This window comes from Zavarzinella formosa DSM 19928 (assembly GCF_000255705.1).
GTDB classification, from domain to species: Bacteria; Planctomycetota; Planctomycetia; order Gemmatales; family Gemmataceae; genus Zavarzinella; species Zavarzinella formosa.
Genome location: NZ_JH636453.1, coordinates 54,338 through 54,727, shown reverse-complemented (window position 1 = coordinate 54,727; position 390 = coordinate 54,338). Strand labels below are relative to the sequence as shown.

General features: G+C 67.4%; 1 protein-coding gene. It reads left to right on the top strand.

What is annotated here, in order from left to right; genetic code table 11:
- Positions 1-153: 153 nt before the first annotated feature.
- The coding region (locus BGIM_RS67640) for a hypothetical protein (RefSeq protein WP_238537838.1) at positions 154-390 on the top strand (237 nt) is incomplete at its 3' end.

Here is a 390-nt window from a genome sequence, read left to right as displayed (position 1 = left end):
TACGCCACGTTGAACAACAGCACGTCGCGGGATCCGTGGGCGGCCAGATTGTCGAGGATGGCGTGGACGCGAATGACGTCGGCCGGCAGCCATCGCTCGACCCGCTCCAGAAAATCGATCCAGCTCTCGCCCGTGCGACGTGAGTAAGAATGGGTGAAGGCCTCCCCGGTGGCCGGCCGGAGGCCCCGAAGACACGGCCCTTGCCGCGCCGCCCTCGCCAGCGTTCTGCGTCGCCGGGCCGCCAAGCAGTCCGGATTTCTCACGACAGCGGCTGAGGATGTGGTCGGACCGGGCAGGAGGGCCGATGCCGTGACTCTTGACGGCTTTGGCGGCGAGGCGACTCGCCACAAGCCTTGGGACAGGCTCGCAATGAAAGCCGGCTTGGTCGCG